This window comes from Pseudomonas sp. Xaverov 83, from assembly GCF_019352905.1.
In the GTDB taxonomy this organism is placed as follows: Bacteria; Pseudomonadota; Gammaproteobacteria; order Pseudomonadales; family Pseudomonadaceae; genus Aquipseudomonas; species Aquipseudomonas yamanorum.
The window spans coordinates 1-15,028 of the sequence record NZ_JAAAFU010000037.1 but is presented as its reverse complement, the minus strand read 5'-3'; the positions used below and the strand labels follow the sequence as shown (position 1 = coordinate 15,028).

The window sequence follows — 15,028 nt, the reverse complement described above, 5'->3', positions numbered from 1 at the left end:
TCCCCGTGCGGCGGAGCACAGCATGATTTAAGTGCAGCGGGGAGCCGAACCTTAGCGCGTTACAAGGCTGCGAGACAATGGGCAAAGGCCGCTTTAATCCAGCGCTGGCTGCACAAAAGCCTCATGGGAGAACTCGCCGGCATGGCGCGTGACCCATTCCCGGGCCAGGGCTTCGCTTTGCCAGGGTGTCGGCCCGGAGCCTTCGTGGAGGCGGCAGTAGCGTTCGATCTGGCACACTTGCTCACCCATCCGCGCACCGAACAAGGCCTGTTCATCGGTAAAGGTAATACCGACGCGGTAACCGTTTTCAGCTTTGCGGCACCACGCTACGTAGCCCGGATAGCGGGCTGTCTGGCCCAGTGCAGGGATATGCATCTCGATGGCCATGCCTTGGCGCCAGGCGCGTGGGTAATTGCATGCGACGCCGCCCAGGCCGATAGTGTGCAGCCGTTGGCGGGAAATGCCGGAAATGGGACGTTGGGTTAATTCGACAGCGACATCATCAGGGTGAGGAAAGAAACGACCCATGCACACGGACTCCGAGCACCGTCCAGTTGACGGCGGTGGCAGCAGTATAGTGAAAGAACTGCACCTTACCGATCTGGATATCGACCAGCAATTATTGGGGCTTCCCGGCACCTCGCTGGTGGTGTTCACCGGTGACGGTTGCTCGCGCTGCCGCTTCCTGCACCAGCAACTGCCCGGTTGGGACTTGCCGGTGGACCGGGTCTGTTGGGTGGATGCTGGCCACAATGGCGGCGCGGTAGAGCGCTACGAGATCTTTCATTTGCCCGCGTTGTTTGTGGTGTGCGACGGGAAATTCCATGGAATATTAGCGTCACTGACGCGTCTGACCGCCGGCGACCTGAAGCAGGGTGTGCAGCAGGCGCTCAAACGACTACCAGAGGAATTGCCATGACCGAAGTTGCAAAAACACAGTCGCCCCGGATCGGGATTATCGGCACCGGGGCCATTGGTGGCTTCTACGGTGTGATGCTCGCGCGTGCCGGTTTCGATGTGCATTTCCTGCTGCGCAGCGAGTACGCGGCGGTCAGCGAGCGCGGCCTGCAGCTCAACAGCACCCTCCACGGAATCGTGCGCCTGCACCCGGTGCAGGCCTATGCCCGCGCCGCCGACATGCCGCCGTGCGACTGGCTGCTGGTGGGCACCAAGTCCACGGGTAATGTCGAACTGGCCCCAACCATCGCCCAGATTGCCGCCCCGGACGCCAAGGTCGTGCTGCTGCAAAACGGCCTCGATGTCGAAGACAGCCTGCGGGAACACTTGCCGCCGTCGCTGCACTTGCTGGGTGGCCTGTGCTACATCGGCGTGCACCGTTCCGGTCCCGGGATTGTCGAGCATCAGGCGCTGGGCCGGGTCAACCTGGGTTACCACAGTGGTCCCGCGGCCAACGATGACACTCATCGGCAGGCCATTGTCGAAGCAGGTGCCGCACTGTTTCACCAGGCCGGCATCGACTCCCAGGCCATGGCCAATGTGCATCAGGCGCGCTGGCATAAACTGGTGTGGAACGTGCCTTACAACGGTCTGTCCGTCGTGTTCGGCACTGGCACCACGGCGATGATGGCGGATGAATCCAGCCGTGAACTGATCCAGGCGCTGATGGCCGAAGTGGTGCAGGGCGCCCACGCCTGCGGGCATGAAATCCCCGCCAGTTACGCCGGGCAGATGTTCACCATGACTGAAAGCATGGATGACTACCTGCCCAGCATGTATCACGATTACGTGCACAAGCGCCCGCTGGAACTGGCGGCGATTTACGCACGCCCCTTGGCGGCGGCGAAGGCGGCGGGTTGTGAATTGCCAAGAATGCAGGCGCTGTACCAGGCCTTGAGTTTTATGGATCGGCATAACCGCTGATTGGGGGGAACACCATGGCAAAGGGATTGGGCGACAAACTGGTGCTGGCGATTTCCTCGCGGGCGCTGTTCGACCTGAGCGAAAGCCACAAGGTCTACCTGGCCCAAGGGGTCGAGACCTATCGCAAGTACCAGATCGACCACGAGGATGAAATCCTCGAGCCCGGCGACGCCTTCCCGCTGGTGAAGAAACTCCTGAGCCTCAACGCCAGCCTCGGCCGTGCCCGGGTCGAGGTGGTGCTGGTGTCGCGCAACAGTGCAGACACCGGCCTGCGCGTGTTCAATTCGATCCAGCATTACGGCTTGGACATCTCCCGCGCCGCGTTTGTCGGCGGGCGCAGTCCTTATCCTTATCTGGCGGCGTTTGGTTGCCACCTGTTTCTGTCCACCCATGCCGAGGATGTGCGCAGCGCCCTGGATGCCGGGTTTGCCGCAGCGACCATCCTCTCGGGCGGCGCACGTCGGGCCTCCAGCGCCGAGTTGCGGATTGCCTTTGACGGCGACGCGGTGCTGTTTTCTGATGAGTCCGAGCGCGTCTATCAGTCGGGAGGTCTTGAAGCCTTCCAGGCCAGCGAGCGGGAGTCGGCCCGCGAGCCATTGCGCGGCGGACCGTTCAAGGGCTTCCTGGCGGCGCTCAACTTGTTGCAACGTGAGTTCCCGGACGAGTCCTGCCCGATCCGTACTGCACTGGTCACTGCGCGTTCGGCGCCGTCCCACGAGCGGGTGATTCGCACGCTGCGGGAATGGGATATCCGTCTCGACGAGTCGCTGTTTCTCGGTGGCCTGGAGAAGTCGGCGTTCCTCGAGGCTTTTGCCGCCGATGTGTTTTTCGATGACCAGGAAGGGCATTGCGAGAAGGCCCGGGAGTTCGTGGCCACCGGGCACGTCCCCCACGGCATCAGTAACGAGTTGAAAATTCAGACCGAGGGCTGAGCACTGCCAAAGGCGCTGCTAAGCTGAATCAATCCCCGCCATCCTGGCTACCCAGGAGGTTCTATGATTCGTTCGATGCTGTACGCCACTGACCTCGGTCTATATGCACCTTATGTGATGCAACATGCCCTGGCGCTGGCGCGAACGTTCAAGGCCGATCTGTATGTGATTCACGTGGTCGAGCCCATCGGGCTGTTCGCCGAATCCGTGTTACAGAGCTACCTTGATGAGAAGGCCTTGAGTGAATGGCAAAGCCAGGGCCTGACGACAGTGATGGCGACCATCGAGCAGCGGGTGCTCGACAGTTTTCGCGAGGAACTGGGGGAAGGGGAGCAGGACCTCAAGTTGATCCGTTCGGTGCGGGTGATCCAGGGCGACCCCTGTGAAGTGATTCTCGACCAGTCGCAGAAACTCTCTGTGGATTTGCTGATCGTAGGTAGTCACAGCCAGGCGGTCGGTGTGGCGACGCCCCTGGGAAGAACCGCTGCTCGGGTGCTGCAGCTGTCTCAGGTGCCGGTGTACCTGGTGCCACTTTTACAGCGCCGCCGCAGTGATGACGTGTGATTGGTAGAAAACGATAAAAAGTTCTAGATTTATCAGTCTAACCTTTAATATAGTTATATACCGTCGCTGATACCCGTGGCGTCTATCCGCTTTGAGGGACACATATGAAGCTTCAACAACTGCGCTACATCTGGGAAGTGGCGCACCACGACCTCAACGTTTCCGCTACTGCTCAAAGCCTTTACACCTCGCAACCCGGTATCAGCAAGCAGATCCGCCTGCTCGAAGATGAGTTGGGCGTTGAAGTGTTCGCACGCAGCGGCAAGCACCTGACCCGCGTCACCCCGGCCGGTGAGCGCATCATCACCACCGCCGGCGAGATCCTGCGCAAGGTCGAAAGCATCAAGCAGATCGCCCAGGAATTCTCCAACGAGAAGAAAGGCACCCTGTCGATCGCCACCACCCACACCCAGGCACGTTATGCGCTGCCGCCGGTGATCAGCAGCTTTATCAAGCAGTACCCGGACGTGGCCTTGCACATGCACCAGGGTTCGCCGATGCAGATCGCCGAGATGGCCGCCGACGGCACCGTCGATTTCGCGATTGCCACCGAAGCGCTGGAATTGTTCGGCGACCTGGTGATGATGCCGTGCTACCGCTGGAACCGCTGTGTGGTAGTGCCTCAAGGTCACCCATTGGCCAAGCTGCCGAAGCTGACCCTGGAAGCCCTGGCTGAATACCCGATCGTGACTTACGTGTTCGGTTTCACCGGCCGTTCGAAACTCGACGAAGCCTTCAGCCATCGTGGCCTGACGCCGAAAGTGGTGTTCACCGCAGCCGACGCCGACGTCATCAAGACTTATGTACGCCTGGGCCTGGGTGTCGGTATCGTCGCCAAGATGGCGGTCGACACCAAGCTCGACAACGACCTGGTGGTGCTCGATGCCAGCGAACTGTTCGAGTCCAGCGTGACCAAGATCGGTTTCCGCCGCGGCACCTTCCTGCGGGGTTTCATGTGCGACTTCATCGAGAAATTCGCGCCGCACCTGACGCGCGAAGTGATGGCCAAGGCCATCCAGTGCCACAACAAGCAGGAACTGGAAGAGCTGTTCGACGGCGTTGAACTACCGGTTCACTGATCGTCTTACTTGACCTCGGTAACAGCAAACTGTTGCCGAGCGCCCCCCACCAGAATCTCCACCTCATCCCCTTCGAACTTGCCCACCAGGCTTTTGCCCAGGGGCGAGCGTGGGGTGATGACGGTCACCGGTTGTCCCACCACATCGACCTTCAAGCCTGCGCCGTCCGGCGCCAAGAATAGCCACTGCTGGCGATCGTTTTCATCCACCAGCCCCAGCAATGCGCCCACTTCGATCCCGCGCTGGTCATCGTAGGCACGCAGTTGCATGTTCTGGCAGAGCGTCAGCGCCTGCTTGATCTCCTCGACGCGCCGGGCCTGGCCGGCGGCCAGGTAGGACGCTTCCAGCCCCAGGGTGTCGTACTTGTTCTCGGCGATGTTTTCTTCATGAGTCGCGGTTTCGTACGCGGTTTGTGCCGCGCGCTGGGCGATATCAAGATCGACCGCGAGCTTATCCAGGACCAGTTGGTGAACGGCGTGCTTATTCATGGGTGGCTTTCGTGATCAATCGCAAAATTGCAGGACGTTGGCCCGGCTCTTGTCGTTGGGGGCGTTCTGGTCCTGTTGCAGCCAGAACTGGCATTTGGGGTTGGACAGGTTGCGCGGGTTGTTGCGGGCCTGGTCCAGGGTCTGCTGTTGCTCCTGCTTGCGCAGGTTCTCCTGGTACTGCTCGAACATCCGGTTAGGCGGCTCCGGTGCAACCACCTCCGGCTTGCCCAGTTGCTGCACCACTCGGGCCACCGGCGCTACGGTTTGCTCAGGCAGGTAGCGGGACGCCAGCCACAGGCTCAGCACAATGGCGATAAACCCCAGCCACAGGCCGAAGGCCAAGGCGATACTGAGTTTGAACAGCGAGAACGAACGATCAGACATGGTGGCCTCCTGGCAGGCACGTGCGGCATGGCGCCGATTGTCCCACAGCCGCGCGCAGAATAATCGCGATCAACCCTTCGCAATCGAGGCATTTATACGGACAATCGAGCCTTTGAGCGTTGGAGCCCGGAATGAAAGCCCGCTGGGATATTTTTTGCAGCGTCGTCGACAACTACGGCGACATCGGCGTGACCTGGCGCCTGGCCCGGCAATTGGTGGCGGAACACGATTGTGGGGTGCGCCTGTGGGTCGATGACCTGCGGGCGTTTGAGCGCATGTGCCCCGAGATTGATGTGCAGGTGCACCAGCAATGGCAAGAGGGCGTTGACGTGCGCTACTGGCCCTCCGACTGGCCGGCGACCGACGCGGCAGACGTGGTGATCGCCGCGTTCGCCTGCCAATTGCCGCCTGACTATATGGAAGCGATGGCTGCGCGCGAACGCACGCCGCTGTGGATGAACCTGGATTACCTGAGCGCCGAGGATTGGGTCGTGGGTTGCCACGGTTTGCCGTCGGTGAAATTCAAAGGCGTGCAAAAGTACTTCTTCTTTCCCGGATTCCGTCCCGGCACCGGAGGTTTACTGCGTGAGGCGGGGCTGCTGGAGCAGCGCGAGGCCTTCCAGCAAGACGCCGCCGCCCGGCAGCAGTTTCTGCAGGCCCTTGGGGTTTCCCCGGCCGCCGGCGCGCGACTGATGTCGTTGTTCGCCTATGAAAACACCGGGCTGGCCAGTTGGCTCGACGTGCTGGCCGCCGATGGGCGCGCCACTCATCTGCTGGTGCCGGAAGGGCGGATCCTCGGTGACGTACAGCGTTGGCTGGGTGTCGAGTCATTGAAAACAGGCGACGTGCACCGGCGCGACGGGTTGACCGTGCAAGTGCTGCCGTTCGTGCGCCAGGAGCAATACGACCGCCTGTTGTGGTGCTGCGACTTCAACGCCGTGCGCGGCGAAGACTCGTTTGTGCGGGCGCAATGGGCCGGGCGGCCGTTGTTGTGGCATATCTATCGCCAGGACGAAGACATTCACCTGGACAAGCTGGACGCCTTTCTCGAGCTGTATACCGAAGGCTTGTCACCGGCCGCGAAAACCGCGTTGGTCAGCCTTTGGCAGGCCTGGAACGCTGATGGCGATATGGCAAATAGCTGGAAAATACTGCTGGAACACTGGCCGGAAGTGACCGCGAATGCCGAGAAATGGGCTCTGGAACAAGGCTTGCGGACCGATCTTGCGACGGCGCTGGTACAGTTTTATGTAAATTGGATATGATACGCGACCTTGATTTTTGTAAATCCCATCCAAATTTCGGATATTCGCAATGAAAACTGGTAAAGAACTGAAACCCGGTACAGTGATCCGTCTCGAAAACGACCCTTGGCTGGTTCAGAAAGCTGAGTTCACCAAGTCTGGTCGTAACAGCGCAATCATGAAGACCAAGCTGAAGAACCTGCTGACCGGTTACAAGACCGAGATCGTCTACAGCGCCGATGACAAACTGGACGACGTGATCCTCGACCGCAAAGAAGCGACCCTGTCCTTCATCAGCGGCGACACCTACACGTTCATGGACACCACCGACTACACCATGTACGAGCTGAACGCTGAAGACATCGAAGCCGTTCTGCCATTCGTGGAAGAAGGCATGGAAGACGTCTGCGAAGCTATCTTCTTCGAAGACCGTCTGGTTTCCGTAGAGCTGCCGACCACTATCGTGCGTAAGGTTGCCTACACCGAAGGTTCCGCTCGCGGCGACACTTCGGGCAAGGTGATGAAGCCTGCCAAACTGGCTAACGGTACCGAACTGCAAGTGGCCGATTTCATCGAAATCGACGACCTGATCGAGATCGACACCCGTGAAGGTGGTTCGTACAAAGGTCGCGCCAAGAAGTAATTCTTGCGCCACCGGTACGACAAAAAAAGCCCGACCATGAGTCGGGCTTTTTTGTGGGCGCGGTTTGGATCAAACGGTCACGTGCAGGCGCACATCGACGTTGCCACGGGTGGCGTTGGAGTACGGGCAGACCTGGTGGGCCGCGTCGACCAGGCTTTGTGCTTCGTCCTGGGCCAGGCCGGGCAGGCTGACGTGCAGGTCGATGTCCAGGCCGAAACCGCCGGGGATTTGACCGATGCCGACATGGGCAGTGATCGAAGCGTCATCCGGGATCTTGCGTTTGGTCTGGCTGGCGACGAATTTCAGGGCGCCGATAAAGCAGGCGGAATAACCGGCGGCGAACAGTTGTTCCGGGTTGGTGGCCTGGCCACCCGCGCCGCCCAGCTCTTTTGGCGTGGAGAGTTTTACGTCGAGGATATTGTCGTTGGAAACAGCGCGACCATCACGGCCGCCGGTGGCGGTGGCTACTGCGGTATAGAGAGTTTGCATGGTGATTTCCTTGTTTGTATTTGCGCTAATTGTTTGTGCGCTAAGTAAGTGGTGCGGTGAATGTATCGCGCAAATAGTTAGCGCGCAATATATATTTTGAAAATATTTTGCCTGCCTTGATGGCGAGGCTCTGCACAAACAAATGTGGGAGCGGGCTTGCTCGCGAATGCAGTGGATCAGTCAATGCATCTAGTGACTGTCACACCGCATTCGCGAGCAAGCCCGCTCCCACATTTTTGATGCGTGGTGCCTTTAGAGGGAGACTTGCAGGTTTTTCCGCAGCGCGAGTAAATCCCCCTGGAGCTTGCGCAGTTGTTCGATGTCCATCCCGCTGGCGCCCAGAATGCACTGCGGAATATCCATCGCCTTGTCCCGCAGCGCACACCCGGCATCGGTCAACTCAACCACCACCACACGCTCGTCTTCACGGCTGCGGGTCCGGCTGAGCAGGCCTTCGGCCTCCAGGCGCTTGAGCAGCGGCGTCAGGGAGCCGGGATCCGTCAGCAGGCGATTGCTGATTTCGCCGACGGTCAATCCATCCTCTTCCCACAGCACCATCATCGCCAGGTACTGCGGGTAGGTGAGGCCGAGGGCTTGCAGCAGGGGTTTGTAGACCTTGGTCATCAACAACGAGGTGGAATGCAGGGCAAAACACAGTTGGTTGTCGAGCAACAAGGATTCGCAGGTATCGAGGGGCTTGGTCATGGCGGTGCCTTAAAACGTATCTGGCTTCGAATCTAGCGGGCAAATGTTTAACGCGCCAGACAATTCTGTTCGCTCGGTCAGCCAAAGGCGCTTTGCAACGCAAGATCCCACGGCGGTACGGGGCTGAAGCGCGCCTTGAGGTATTCCAGCAATAACCGGCTGCGGGCGTTGGCGTGTTGCTCCAGGCGCAGGGCATAGATGCCGGCGGTTTCAGGCGTCGGCAAGCCGTTCTCGCAGAACAGCGGCACCAGTTCGCCGCGCACCAGGTATTCACTGGCGAGCCAGGTAGGGAGGTGGGCAACGCCAAGTCCGGCCAGCGCCCCGGAGAGCAGGGCTTCGGCGTTGTTGGCGCTCATGCGAATGCGTTGCGGGCGGTAGGTGGTCTTGCGGCCGTCCAGTTCAAATCGCCAGGCGAACATCGGTGCCAGGCCTTCCCAGTCCAGGCCGTCGTGTTCGTTCAACTGGCTGGGATGGGTCGGAGTGCCACGGCTTTTCAGGTATCCCGGGCTGGCGCAGGCGATGCGCACGATACTGGCCAGGGGCGTGGCGATCAGCCGGGTGTCGACGATATGCCCGGCCCGCAGCACCAGGTCGACTTTGCCCAAATGCTCGCCCTGCATGTCGACAAAGCTGTCGATCAGATGCAGATGTACGTCGAGGCCCGGGTACACGTTAAGAAAGTCACCAATGGCAGGCGCCAAGTGGCGCCGCCCGAAGGCAGCCGGGGCGTCCACGCGGATCAACCCTTCAGGCGCATGGCTCAGCGACACCGCTTCGGCCCGCGCCAGTTGCAACTCGCTGACAATCCGGCGGGCGCGCTCGGCAAACGCCAGGCCGGCGGGCGTTGGCACCACCGCATGGGTGCTGCGTTGGAACAGCCGGCTGCCCACCGAGCTTTCCAGGCTGTCGATACGCCGCGCCACCGCCGAGGGCGTGAGCGGATGACGTCGCGCAGCGGCGGAAAAGCTGCCCGCTTCCAGTACATCCAGAAACAGGCTCAGTTGGTCGGTCAGCGTATTAGGGTTCATCAGCGGCTGCTTATGCGAAGTTGGCACAGCCATTGTGCGTTGCTGTGCGTTTCCGCGCCAGGGCGGACTGCGTAGCATGCAAGGCTCGGGAATGGCGGGAGCGAAGTGGTGGCAGATTTAGCCTTGTATTTGGCACTGGGTGTCGCGTTGGGCACTGTCGGCGGCTTGTTCGGCATTGGTGGTGGGTTGATTGCAATTCCAGTGTTGGGTGTGTTTTTTGGCCTGGACCAACAGATTGCCCAAGGGACAGCTCTGGTGATGGTGGTGCCGAACGTGATGCTCGCGTTGTGGCGTTATCACCAACGCAACCGGATTGAACTGCGCCACGCATTACCGCTGGGCGTGATGGGGTTTTCCTTCGCCTGGCTGGGCTCGATCTGGGCGGTGGGGATCGATGCAGACGTGATGCGCGTGGGCTTTATCGTCTTTTTGCTGGCATTGGCGTCCTACAACCTGCTGCGAATGTTTACCCACAATGCACCGCCTTCGGCGCAGATGCGCTACTCCTGGCCGTGGCTGGGGGTGCTGGGGGCGGCGTCGGGGTCCATGGGCGGCTTATTCGGAGTAGGCGGAGCGGTGGTGGCCACACCGGTGCTGACCAGCATCTTCGGCACCAGCCAGGTGGTCGCCCAGGGGCTGTCGCTGGCCCTGGCCTTGCCGAGCACCAGCGTGACTCTGGTGACCTACGCCTGGCACCACGAAGTGGATTGGCTGATCGGCGTGCCCCTGGCCGTCGGCGGCTTGCTCAGCATCAGTTGGGGGGTGAAAGTCGCCCACGCCATGCCGGAGCGTATGTTGCGCGGGCTGTTCTGTGGGTTCCTGGCGGTTTGCGCGGTGATGCTGACCTTTAAAGTTTGAAGCCTTCGAGGATGTATTCGGCGAGGCATTCGGTGATCGGTGAAGTGGTGCGTGGGTTGCGCAACAGCCGCAGATTGACCGAAGGCAACGGCGGAAAACCATCCGCCGCGCCCAATATGCGCAGGTCTTCGGTCACCAGGCTTTCCATGTTGATCGTGACTGCCAGGCCTGCTCCCACCACCGCCAGGATCGCGGCACCGTTAGAGCTGTGATATGCCAGTCGATATTCCTGGCCTTGGGCGTCCAGTGCAGCGCGTGCCCATTGTGTGCAAAAGCTGTCGAGGCCGGAAATCGCCAAGGGCAGGGCGCTGTGCTCATCCATGCAGAAGCAAGGTGCCGCTACCCAGACCATGCGTTCATGGCGCAGCAGTTCGCCGATTTCATTCCCCGGTTCGCGGCTGATAACCGTCAAGTCCAGATCCCGGCGCTGCATCAGCACCGGCGACGATTCGCAGTGCATTTCAATCTGGATGAGCGGGTAAGCCTTGGAGAAGCGCTTGAGAATCCCCGGCAAGTAGCGCATCACATAATCGTCCGGGGTGCCGATGCGCACCAGCCCGACCATGTGCGGCTCACGCAGGGTGTTGAACACCTCGCTGTGCAGCTTCAGGATCCTGCGGGCATAGCCCAGCAGCACCTGGCCTTCGGGCGTCAGCCGCACCTGACGGCCATCGCGCTCGAACAACTTGCGCTGCAACACGTCTTCTTCCAGGCGTTTCATCTGCATGCTCACCGCCGACTGCGTGCGGTTGACCTGCTCGCCAGCGCGGGTGAAACCACCCTGATCAGCGATGGCGACGAAGGTGCGCAGCACTTCAGTGTCGATACTCGGGTAGCTGGACAATCGATCAATCTCCGAGATGTATTGCATAAGAAACATTCGTTGGATTGATCATAGCGCCAGGCACAGACTTCAGTCATCCCCACTGGAGGGCGAGATGATGAAAGGTCAAAGAGGTTTTGTGCTGATGGCGAAGCGGCCGTTTTCCGGGCTGCTCCAACTGGGTTCCCGGTGGCTGGCCGTGCACCGTGAACGCCAGCTGTTGATGAGCATGAGCGATGAGGCGCTCAAGGACATCGGGCTCAACCGTGGCGATGTCGAGCAGGAAAGCCGCCGGCACTTTTGGGAAGATCCGCTGCGAAAATGACGCGGGATGCAGTAGGGTGGTTCGCGAGCACACAAGGAGAGTCACATGCCCGCAGAGTTATCCTTTTCCCTCAAGCAGGCGCGGCGCCTGGCGCTGGCTGCCCAAGGCTTTTCCGGGCGCCAGCCGCCGGCGTCGATCAAGGCCGCACAGGTCAACCGCCTGGTTGAGCGTTTGGGTGTATTGCAGATTGACTCGGTGAATGCGGTGGTGCGCTCGCACTACCTGCCGCTGTTTTCCCGGCTGGGTAACTACTCTCCGTTGATTCTTGAACAGGCCGCCTGGAGTTCGGGGCGGCGGCGTTCGCTGTTCGAGTATTGGGGGCATGAGGCTTCGCTGTTACCCATGGCGCTGTACCCGTTGATGCGCTGGCGCATGGAGCGGGCGGCCCGGGGGCAAGGGATTTATCAGCAAATGGCGCGTTTTGGTCGCGAGCAGCAGGCCACCATCGCCCGGGTGCTGGGCATCGTCGAACAACAAGGCGCCCTGGGTGCGGGCAGTTTGTCGACCCGCGAGGAGCGCGCCGGCCCCTGGTGGGACTGGAGCGATGAAAAGCACGCGTTGGAATGGCTGTTTGCCGCCGGCCAGGTGACCGTCGCCGGGCGTCGCGGTTTTGAGCGGCTGTATGACCTGCCGGAGCGCGTGATTCCGGCCGACGTTCTCCGGCAAGCCCCGTTGGACGAGGCCGAAGCGCAGCGGGGCTTACTGCTGCATAGCGCCACGGCATTGGGTGTGGGCACCGAAAAAGACCTGCGCGACTACTTCCGCCTCGACCCGGCCGACAGCCGTGGGCGCCTGGCGGAACTGGTCGAAGACGGGCAATTGATCACGTGTGAGGTCCAGGGCTGGAAACAGCCGGCTTATTGCCTGCCCGAGCCAAAAGTCCCGCGCAAGGTGCCCGCCAGCGCGCTGTTATCGCCTTTTGATTCGCTGATCTGGGAGCGCAGCCGTACCGAGCGTTTGTTCGATTTCCGCTATCGGCTGGAGATCTACACGCCTCAGGACAAGCGGGTGTACGGCTATTACGTGTTGCCGTTCCTGCACAACGAGCGAATCGCCGCGCGCGTGGATCTAAGGGCGGAGCGGGCGGCCGGACGCTTGGCGGTGCATGCCGTTCACGAGGAAGAGCCGGGGCTGGACGAGGAGGGGATGCAGGCGCTGGCCCTGAATCTGCGGCAGATGGCCGACTGGCTCGGGCTTGAGCAGATTCAGCTCAATTGCCAGCGGGCCAGTGCGGCACGGTTGCGGGTGGCGCTCTTAGCGCTTGACCTGTTTTAGCGTCTCGGCGATCAGGAACGCCAATTCCAGCGACTGATCGGCATTCATCCGTGGGTCGCAGTGGGTGTGATAGCGGTCCGACAGTCCGTCTTCGGTAATCGGCCGCGCGCCGCCGATGCACTCGGTGACATTCTGGCCGGTCATCTCGATATGAATCCCGCCGGCATACGTGCCTTCGGCTTCATGCACCTGGAAGAACTCCTTCACCTCACTGAGGATCTGCGCGAAGTCCCGGGTCTTGTAGCCGCTGCTGGCCTTGATGGTGTTGCCGTGCATCGGGTCGGAACTCCATAGCACCTGCTTGCCTTCACGTTGCACCGCGCGGATCAGGTTCGGCAGATGGTCGCCGACCTTGTTCGCCCCCATGCGCGCAATCAGGTTCAGGCGGCCTGGGTCGTTATCCGGATTGAGGATGTCGATCAGGCGGATCAGGTCATCGGGATTCATGCTCGGGCCGACCTTGACCCCGATCGGGTTGTTCACCCCGCGCAGGAATTCGACGTGGGCACCGTCCAGTTGACGGGTGCGGTCACCGATCCACAGCATGTGTGCCGAGCAGTCGTAATAGTCGTTGGTCAGGCTGTCGCGGCGCACGAAGGCTTGTTCGTAATTCAGCAGCAACGCCTCGTGGGCGGTGAAGAAACTGGTTTCCCGCAGTTGCGGCGAGCTGTCCATGCCACAGGCGCGCATGAACGCCAGGGTTTCATCGATACGGTCGGCCAGTTGACTGTACTTCTCGGCCAAGGCCGAGTTGGCGATGAAGTCCAGATTCCACTTGTGCACCTGGTGCAGGTCGGCAAAGCCGCCCTGGGCAAACGCCCGCAGCAGGTTCAGGGTGGCGGTGGACTGGTGGTAAGACTGCAGCAGGCGGTCAGGGTCCGGCACGCGGCTTTTTTCGTCGAAACCGATGCAGTTGACGATATCGCCACGGTAGGCGGGCAGGGTGATGCCGTCGATGGTTTCATCGTTGGAAGAACGCGGCTTGGCGAACTGGCCAGCCATGCGCCCGACCTTGACCACTGGGCAACCGGCGGCGAAGGTCATCACAATCGCCATCTGCAGCAGCACCTTGAAGGTGTCGCGAATTTTTGCCGCCGAAAACTCGGCAAAACTCTCGGCGCAATCGCCACCTTGCAACAGGAAAGCGCGACCCTGGGTTACCTCGGCAAACTGACGGCGCAATTCACGGGCCTCACCGGCAAACACCAGTGGCGGATAACTCGCCAGGTTCTGCTCGACCTGCGCCAAATGCGCAGCGTCAGGGTACTGGGGTTGTTGCTGGATCGGCAGGGCGCGCCAGCTGTCGGGGCTCCAGGGTTGGCTCATCATGAACTCGAGTGATTTGCGGTCGGGCGGTCATGTTATCAGCAATTAGTACGTGACCTGCTGCTGCCGGTTCGCCGACAATCCCGCCTTTCCCGTTGGCACGCCGTTAGGAGTTGCAATGTCTGAGGAGCGCGTCGAGCGCCTGCTGGCCGAGGTCCATGATGACTTCGGCATGATCCGCGTGCTGGAAGTGGCCGATTACCGCTTTCTCGAGTTTGGCGATGCCATTGAGCAGAGTTGTGTGTTTACCGCTGACCCGAGTTGGCTCGAGTATGACTACACCCGGGCGATGCTGATTGGGGCGTTGTGCCATGAGCAGCCGGAGAGTGCGTTGTTCCTGGGCTTGGGCGCCGGGACGTTGACTCAGGCGTGCCTGAAGTTTTTGCCTTTGGAAGATGTTGAGGCCATTGAGTTGCGGCCTGATGTGCCGCGTCTGGCCATTGAGTACTTGGGGCTGGATGATGATCCTCGGCTGTATATCCGGGTTGGGGATGCTTTGGAATTGCTGCCTTCCGCTGAGTCGGCGGACCTGATTTTTGTCGACCTGTATACGGATGTTGGTCCCGGGGTGGGGCACCTGGCCTGGACGTTTCTGGAGAATTGCCAGAAGAAGTTGAATCCTGGTGGGTGGTTGGTGATTAATCAGTGGGCTACCGATGACGGCAAGCCGTTGGGCGCGGCGTTGTTGCGTGGGTTGTATCACCGGCATTATTGGGAGCTGCCGGTGAAGGAGGGGAATGTGATTCTTTTGGTGCCGGCGGACCTGGATCAGGAGCTTGATCTGGCTGCGGTGTCTGCGCGGGCTGAGGGGTTGGCGTCGCGGTTGGGGTATTCGTTGCAGTCGCTGATTAAGGCGATTCGGCCGGCTACGTAGGGTTTTGATTGTGTACATATCCGTTGCTGCGGTAACGGCCGCTTAGGGTTCCGCTCTTACAGCGGGTCACTTTTGGCAAACGCCCCAAAAGTAACCAAAAGGTCTTTGCC

The 15,028-nt window shown here is 60.7% G+C and carries 19 protein-coding genes; 11 read left to right on the top strand and 8 right to left on the bottom strand.

The genetic code is table 11. The annotated features are described in order from the left end of the window. Positions 1 to 93 precede the first annotated feature (93 nt). Positions 94 to 528, bottom strand: a complete 435-nt coding sequence (locus K0H47_RS13400) for a PilZ domain-containing protein (protein ID WP_093200137.1) — start codon at positions 526 to 528, stop codon at positions 94 to 96. Between K0H47_RS13400 and K0H47_RS13395 the strand changes: the two genes are divergently transcribed. The 5 genes from K0H47_RS13395 to cysB all read left to right on the top strand — a co-directional run bounded on the left by K0H47_RS13395 (position 527) and on the right by cysB (position 4,456). Continuing rightward, positions 527 to 919 (top strand): hypothetical protein, encoded by a 393-nt coding sequence (locus K0H47_RS13395; protein WP_063032094.1) that lies wholly within the window; start codon positions 527 to 529, stop codon positions 917 to 919. The two genes, K0H47_RS13400 and K0H47_RS13395, sit on opposite strands and share 2 nt — an antisense overlap. Further along, positions 916 to 1,881 (top strand): putative 2-dehydropantoate 2-reductase, encoded by a 966-nt coding sequence (locus K0H47_RS13390; protein WP_201142704.1) that lies wholly within the window; start codon positions 916 to 918, stop codon positions 1,879 to 1,881. The genes K0H47_RS13395 and K0H47_RS13390 overlap by 4 nt, the downstream gene beginning before the upstream one ends. A 14-nt stretch (positions 1,882 to 1,895) precedes the next feature. After that, entirely contained in the window at positions 1,896 to 2,813 is a 918-nt protein-coding gene (locus K0H47_RS13385; RefSeq protein WP_063032090.1) for a 5'-nucleotidase, read from the top strand. 63 nt (positions 2,814 to 2,876) lie between these two features. After that, the gene (locus tag K0H47_RS13380) at positions 2,877 to 3,377 is read left to right on the top strand and encodes a universal stress protein (RefSeq protein WP_017477371.1); all 501 of its coding nucleotides are present in this window, start codon (positions 2,877 to 2,879) and stop codon (positions 3,375 to 3,377) included. Between the two features lie 104 nt (positions 3,378 to 3,481). Continuing rightward, positions 3,482 to 4,456 carry an HTH-type transcriptional regulator CysB gene (cysB, locus tag K0H47_RS13375; protein ID WP_003218707.1) on the top strand — a complete coding sequence of 325 codons (975 nt, stop codon included), beginning with the start codon at positions 3,482 to 3,484 and terminating at the stop codon, positions 4,454 to 4,456. A 5-nt stretch (positions 4,457 to 4,461) separates the two neighbouring features. Here cysB and K0H47_RS13370 read toward each other — a convergent pair whose 3' ends face one another. Further along, complete coding sequence (locus K0H47_RS13370; RefSeq protein WP_093200101.1) at positions 4,462 to 4,944, bottom strand: GreA/GreB family elongation factor; 483 nt, start codon at positions 4,942 to 4,944, stop codon at positions 4,462 to 4,464. Between the two features lie 15 nt (positions 4,945 to 4,959). Next, complete coding sequence (locus K0H47_RS13365) at positions 4,960 to 5,328, bottom strand: hypothetical protein (protein ID WP_219272895.1); 369 nt, start codon at positions 5,326 to 5,328, stop codon at positions 4,960 to 4,962. 131 nt (positions 5,329 to 5,459) lie between these two features. Here K0H47_RS13365 and earP point away from each other — a divergent pair, with 131 nt between their 5' ends. Together earP and K0H47_RS13355 are read left to right on the top strand one after the other, a co-directional pair. Then, the gene (gene earP, locus K0H47_RS13360) at positions 5,460 to 6,593 is read left to right on the top strand and encodes an elongation factor P maturation arginine rhamnosyltransferase EarP (protein ID WP_219272893.1); all 1,134 of its coding nucleotides are present in this window, start codon (positions 5,460 to 5,462) and stop codon (positions 6,591 to 6,593) included. A 49-nt stretch (positions 6,594 to 6,642) separates the two neighbouring features. Continuing rightward, positions 6,643 to 7,215 carry an elongation factor P gene (locus K0H47_RS13355; RefSeq protein WP_003218698.1) on the top strand — a complete coding sequence of 191 codons (573 nt, stop codon included), beginning with the start codon at positions 6,643 to 6,645 and terminating at the stop codon, positions 7,213 to 7,215. A gap of 69 nt (positions 7,216 to 7,284) precedes the next feature. Here K0H47_RS13355 and K0H47_RS13350 read toward each other — a convergent pair whose 3' ends face one another. The 3 genes from K0H47_RS13350 to K0H47_RS13340 all read right to left on the bottom strand — a co-directional run bounded on the left by K0H47_RS13350 (position 7,285) and on the right by K0H47_RS13340 (position 9,437). Next, positions 7,285 to 7,704 (bottom strand): organic hydroperoxide resistance protein, encoded by a 420-nt coding sequence (locus K0H47_RS13350; protein WP_017477375.1) that lies wholly within the window; start codon positions 7,702 to 7,704, stop codon positions 7,285 to 7,287. Between the two features lie 252 nt (positions 7,705 to 7,956). Beyond that, positions 7,957 to 8,409 carry a MarR family winged helix-turn-helix transcriptional regulator gene (locus tag K0H47_RS13345; RefSeq protein ID WP_219272891.1) on the bottom strand — a complete coding sequence of 151 codons (453 nt, stop codon included), beginning with the start codon at positions 8,407 to 8,409 and terminating at the stop codon, positions 7,957 to 7,959. Between the two features lie 77 nt (positions 8,410 to 8,486). After that, complete coding sequence (locus K0H47_RS13340; RefSeq protein WP_063032082.1) at positions 8,487 to 9,437, bottom strand: LysR family transcriptional regulator; 951 nt, start codon at positions 9,435 to 9,437, stop codon at positions 8,487 to 8,489. 108 nt (positions 9,438 to 9,545) lie between these two features. Here K0H47_RS13340 and K0H47_RS13335 point away from each other — a divergent pair, with 108 nt between their 5' ends. Next, positions 9,546 to 10,295 (top strand): sulfite exporter TauE/SafE family protein, encoded by a 750-nt coding sequence (locus K0H47_RS13335; protein ID WP_063032080.1) that lies wholly within the window; start codon positions 9,546 to 9,548, stop codon positions 10,293 to 10,295. Here the strand turns inward: K0H47_RS13335 and K0H47_RS13330 are convergent. Then, positions 10,285 to 11,166 (bottom strand): LysR family transcriptional regulator, encoded by an 882-nt coding sequence (locus K0H47_RS13330; protein ID WP_032882278.1) that lies wholly within the window; start codon positions 11,164 to 11,166, stop codon positions 10,285 to 10,287. The two genes, K0H47_RS13335 and K0H47_RS13330, sit on opposite strands and share 11 nt — an antisense overlap. A 70-nt stretch (positions 11,167 to 11,236) precedes the next feature. Between K0H47_RS13330 and K0H47_RS13325 the strand changes: the two genes are divergently transcribed. Continuing rightward, complete coding sequence (locus K0H47_RS13325; RefSeq protein ID WP_172834525.1) at positions 11,237 to 11,443, top strand: DUF1127 domain-containing protein; 207 nt, start codon at positions 11,237 to 11,239, stop codon at positions 11,441 to 11,443. Between the two features lie 45 nt (positions 11,444 to 11,488). Beyond that, a complete protein-coding gene (locus tag K0H47_RS13320; RefSeq protein WP_063032078.1) occupies positions 11,489 to 12,718 on the top strand; it encodes a winged helix-turn-helix domain-containing protein in 1,230 nt (409 codons plus the stop codon). Here K0H47_RS13320 and K0H47_RS13315 read toward each other — a convergent pair. Then, positions 12,698 to 14,044 (bottom strand): class II 3-deoxy-7-phosphoheptulonate synthase, encoded by a 1,347-nt coding sequence (locus K0H47_RS13315; RefSeq protein WP_219272889.1) that lies wholly within the window; start codon positions 14,042 to 14,044, stop codon positions 12,698 to 12,700. The genes K0H47_RS13320 and K0H47_RS13315 overlap by 21 nt on opposite strands. A gap of 118 nt (positions 14,045 to 14,162) precedes the next feature. Here K0H47_RS13315 and K0H47_RS13310 point away from each other — a divergent pair, with 118 nt between their 5' ends. Further along, positions 14,163 to 14,918, top strand: coding sequence for a spermidine synthase (locus K0H47_RS13310; RefSeq protein ID WP_063032076.1), 756 nt, complete (start codon positions 14,163 to 14,165; stop codon positions 14,916 to 14,918). Positions 14,919 to 15,028 lie beyond the last annotated feature (110 nt).

Bases quoted from the DNA above. Each gene is read 5' to 3' on its own strand.
- K0H47_RS13395 (WP_063032094.1), top strand. From the start codon at position 527: ATGCACACGGACTCCGAGCACCGTCCAGTTGACGGCGGTGGCAGCAGT.
- K0H47_RS13400 (WP_093200137.1), bottom strand. From the start codon at position 528: ATGGGTCGTTTCTTTCCTCACCCTGATGATGTCGCTGTCGAATTAACC.
- K0H47_RS13390 (WP_201142704.1), top strand. From the start codon at position 916: ATGACCGAAGTTGCAAAAACACAGTCGCCCCGGATCGGGATTATCGGC.
- K0H47_RS13385 (WP_063032090.1), top strand. From the start codon at position 1,896: ATGGCAAAGGGATTGGGCGACAAACTGGTGCTGGCGATTTCCTCGCGG.
- K0H47_RS13380 (WP_017477371.1), top strand. From the start codon at position 2,877: ATGATTCGTTCGATGCTGTACGCCACTGACCTCGGTCTATATGCACCT.
- cysB (WP_003218707.1), top strand. From the start codon at position 3,482: ATGAAGCTTCAACAACTGCGCTACATCTGGGAAGTGGCGCACCACGAC.
- K0H47_RS13370 (WP_093200101.1), bottom strand. From the start codon at position 4,944: ATGAATAAGCACGCCGTTCACCAACTGGTCCTGGATAAGCTCGCGGTC.
- K0H47_RS13365 (WP_219272895.1), bottom strand. From the start codon at position 5,328: ATGTCTGATCGTTCGTTCTCGCTGTTCAAACTCAGTATCGCCTTGGCC.
- earP (WP_219272893.1), top strand. From the start codon at position 5,460: ATGAAAGCCCGCTGGGATATTTTTTGCAGCGTCGTCGACAACTACGGC.
- K0H47_RS13355 (WP_003218698.1), top strand. From the start codon at position 6,643: ATGAAAACTGGTAAAGAACTGAAACCCGGTACAGTGATCCGTCTCGAA.
- K0H47_RS13350 (WP_017477375.1), bottom strand. From the start codon at position 7,704: ATGCAAACTCTCTATACCGCAGTAGCCACCGCCACCGGCGGCCGTGAT.
- K0H47_RS13345 (WP_219272891.1), bottom strand. From the start codon at position 8,409: ATGACCAAGCCCCTCGATACCTGCGAATCCTTGTTGCTCGACAACCAA.
- K0H47_RS13340 (WP_063032082.1), bottom strand. From the start codon at position 9,437: ATGAACCCTAATACGCTGACCGACCAACTGAGCCTGTTTCTGGATGTA.
- K0H47_RS13330 (WP_032882278.1), bottom strand. From the start codon at position 11,166: ATGCAATACATCTCGGAGATTGATCGATTGTCCAGCTACCCGAGTATC.
- K0H47_RS13325 (WP_172834525.1), top strand. From the start codon at position 11,237: ATGAAAGGTCAAAGAGGTTTTGTGCTGATGGCGAAGCGGCCGTTTTCC.
- K0H47_RS13320 (WP_063032078.1), top strand. From the start codon at position 11,489: ATGCCCGCAGAGTTATCCTTTTCCCTCAAGCAGGCGCGGCGCCTGGCG.
- K0H47_RS13315 (WP_219272889.1), bottom strand. From the start codon at position 14,044: ATGAGCCAACCCTGGAGCCCCGACAGCTGGCGCGCCCTGCCGATCCAG.
- K0H47_RS13310 (WP_063032076.1), top strand. From the start codon at position 14,163: ATGTCTGAGGAGCGCGTCGAGCGCCTGCTGGCCGAGGTCCATGATGAC.